This window comes from Moorena sp. SIO1F2 (assembly GCF_010672755.1).
In the GTDB taxonomy this organism is placed as follows: Bacteria; Cyanobacteriota; Cyanobacteriia; order Cyanobacteriales; family Coleofasciculaceae; genus Moorena.
Genome location: NZ_JAAHFV010000133.1, coordinates 12,404 through 15,746 on the forward strand (window position 1 = coordinate 12,404; position 3,343 = coordinate 15,746).

Annotated in this window: 4 protein-coding genes; 3 read left to right on the forward strand and 1 reads right to left on the reverse strand. The window is 43.6% G+C overall.

Annotation, left to right across the window (positions count from 1 at the left end):
- On the forward strand, positions 1-457 hold a 457-nt coding region (locus F6J94_RS16985), incomplete at its 5' end, for a Uma2 family endonuclease (RefSeq protein ID WP_293042448.1).
- Positions 458-508: 51 nt separating this feature from the next.
- Positions 509-1,165: a Uma2 family endonuclease gene (locus F6J94_RS16990; RefSeq protein ID WP_293021244.1), complete on the forward strand. Its 657-nt coding sequence runs from the start codon at positions 509-511 to the stop codon at positions 1,163-1,165.
- A gap of 333 nt (positions 1,166-1,498) precedes the next feature.
- Here F6J94_RS16990 and F6J94_RS16995 read toward each other — a convergent pair whose 3' ends face one another.
- Positions 1,499-1,663: a hypothetical protein gene (locus tag F6J94_RS16995; RefSeq protein ID WP_083305265.1), complete on the reverse strand. Its 165-nt coding sequence runs from the start codon at positions 1,661-1,663 to the stop codon at positions 1,499-1,501.
- 117 nt (positions 1,664-1,780) lie between these two features.
- On the opposite strand from F6J94_RS16995, the gene F6J94_RS17000 reads away from it, so the two are divergent.
- Entirely contained in the window at positions 1,781-2,773 is a 993-nt protein-coding gene (locus F6J94_RS17000; protein ID WP_293021243.1) for a hypothetical protein, read from the forward strand.
- Positions 2,774-3,343 lie beyond the last annotated feature (570 nt).

Genomic DNA, 3,343 nt, shown 5'->3' on the forward strand with positions numbered 1-3,343 from the left:
GCAAGAACAAGTCAGTCCATTTGTAGTGGTGGAGTTATTGTCTCCTGGCACCGAAGATGAAGATCATGGTCAAACCGTGAGCGCACCGGGAAAACCTCCGACTAAGTGGCAGGTTTATGAACAGATTCTGCGAGTACCTTACTATGTAATTTTTAGTCGCTACACCAACGAGTTACAAGGGTTTCATCTAGTTGGTGATCACTACAAACCCGCAGTGCTAAATCAGGACAGGTTACTGATGCCGGAGTTGGGATTAAGTTTAGGGTTGTGGCGTGGCAGTTTTCGCGATATCCCCCGATTATGGTTACGCTGGATGACCCTTGAGGGGAATTTAATTCCTCTAGCAAGCGAGGAGTTAGCACAAGCTCAGCTCGAAGCTATAAAAGCTAAGCAACGAGCAGAACGTTTGGCGGCGCGACTGCGTGAGTTAGGTATTAATCCAGACCAATTGGATTAAGTCGCTGTTAAGGATTTGTGCGTTCGCGTTTTCACCACAATCACTGCATCAATGGCCAGTACTTTTAGTTCAGATGAGGATTCACCTGTTAAAACTACCCAGAGAATTGTCTTACAAAACGTCAGTTGGCAGACGTACAAGGCGCTATTGGCAGACTTAGGAGATCATCGAGCCTCGCGTCTTGCCTATGCTCAAGGAATGCTAGAAATCACGATGCCCTCAGATCGCCATGAGACATACAAGCAGCTGCTAGAACGGATGGTGAATACCTTAACCGAAGAACTGAATCTTCGGGTCAAAGGGTTTGCTTCTACAACCCTGAATCGGGAGGATTTAGAGCATGGTGCAGAACCTGACTCTTGCTACTACATCGGCAATGTTGACTATATTCAAGGCAGGACAGTAGATTTAGCCAATGATCCTCCACCAGACTTGGTGATTGAAGTCGATATTACCAGTTCATCCAGTCGGAGATTTGGGATTTACAAGCAGATAGGAGTACCTGAAGTTTGGCGTTATATAGGACAAACTGTAGAAATTTACCGGCTGCAAAATGGAGACTATGTTCGTTGTCAGGACAATTTCACCTTTGAGATTCTCTCTGTAGAAATTATCAATCAGTTTTTGCAGCAGGCAGAAACCCAGGATGACACTACCATGATTTTAGCTTGGCGTAAATGGGTGAGAGAAAATCTACCAGAGGATTAACGTTGCGGCTAAAGTATTTGGTTTTAATGCGTTGCTGATTACTCTATTCAGCAATGCCTTAATGAGGATTATTAAGGTGTTGCAACCTAAACTTATCATCGAATTTATACAGACTGAGATTTCTAGCTTCGATTAGAGACTTGCGTTTACAAAAAATACCAATTCAAGTAGGGTGGGCAAAGTAATATAATCTAGAATACTCACAAAAAAAACTGTTTTTGGCCACCCTACAAGCTGAGATTTCTAGCTTCGATTACTTGAGCCATACTAGTTATTAAAATAAAGCGCGATTAGCGCGCTCTGGCTCATGGGGTAATCAACCGTTGGTGGAGATCAAGACTCTTTGTCCCATTCAACACCTTCTTTCTTGGCCTCGGTAACAGCACGTTCTAGAAGGTAAGCAGCAAGGTTCGATAGAGGGCGTCCATCGTAATCAGCCCATCGCTGTAAATCGTCTGCAATCCGGTCGGGTAAGGTTACTTGTATACGTTTGCTCATAATCTCTATTCTAAGTTCACCTGTTATTTGATGTAAAATTTTACCTTATTTGTACTTAAAACGTATCTTTTATATACATAATAGTATAATATTGATGTAATTACCAGCAAGTTTCCTATGGTAGAAACAGTTAGAGAAAAAAGCGATCAGCCTCCTAGCTATCAGCAAGCCTTAGATGAATTCGGCATCACACAACTGTTGTCCCATTTGAAAAGCTACGGGGATGCTGACTTCAATGCAGAGTCAATGGATATAGAAGAACCAGAACTAAAAACTCTAGCTACCGTCCTTATCCAGCACCTAACTCAGAATCTGACCGGAAAACTGATAGCCAGTTATTTAAATACGATCCGCCAGGGAGACTCAGATATACTGTTTGACCCCATTAAAACAGAAATCGCGCCCCCATCAATAGACCCCCCAGGTACTTGGAACCCTACAGCAACACCCCGTTATCAAACAGGATCACCGATTAGGTGGCGACCTCTAAACGGTCAAATGGACTGGGGTGTTGTGATCGGATTCTTCTACGCCTACGCCAGGCATCAAAGCCAATGGGCAATTTGCTACCTGATCTGGCTTGACAAAGACTCTCCTAGTGCAGCTTGGATCGTTGCTGACACAGCTTGGGAAGAAGACATTGAACCTCGGCATCCTAAGGGTAGGGTAACAACCAACTATAAAGATTCCTATTCTTGGACTTGCACTGAGGCTCTTGGCCCTAGAAATTATTTGAAATCCCCCAATGTGCTACGAACTCCTTCTGGGAGATACCGTTTCGATGATCAATATAGAACCCCTCCCCGGACTCTAACTCAACGAGAGCAAGATCTAATTGAACTCTACAGCAACTGTCAACTTGGTATGACTCCTAGACAATTCTATCATAAATGGGATGTGAATTACGAACAAATCGCTAGTATTTGCTCTCGCTCAACTGCCACCGTTCAGCGCTGGTTTTCCAGCGGTCACAACTATCGCCGTCCCCAGCCCATTGATTTGCGCCATCTTGCCCTGATGGATTTTCTCTTGGAGCATTTTGAGGAGATTCCCCAGGTAGTTAGGAATTTGCTATGTGCTTATGATCAACAGCAAATCGGGGATGGGTAATGGTTATATCAAGTCTGGTTGAATACCCATAATTAAGGGGAGATGGGGAGATGGGGAGATGGGGAGATGGGGAGATGGGGGGATTTTTATTAAGGGTAATTATCCTGACATGATATTAATGGCTAACAGATAACGGAAGCTTTTTTATTTAAATCGGCAATTTGGCAACACAGTGTTCTCTCGTAGCTGCTTTTATAGATAGGGTCGGAGGGTTGGACATCCCTACAAGCAGATCAACTGCAAGTAGACTTTTAAGGTGATCTAACCGTGCTCAGATCACCGTAGAAAATAGAGGCGCTAAAAGCACTGTCTTGAAGTGTTCAACTGCTTAAGGTTCTAACGGCTATAACTGTAGTTTTATAACTGTAGGTTTAGTCAAAGAGATTTAATCTATTTATCGATTTTATCAAAATAATCAATCAAACATGATGGAGCAGGGTGCTATGACCTACCGTGATCGACTAAGCCCATGGTGTATTATCAAGCCACTTCCTAAAATGCAGCGAATTATTGTCGCTCGCTTTCGTCGCCGAACTGACGCTGAGGCTCATCTACAAGTTCTGCGCAGAC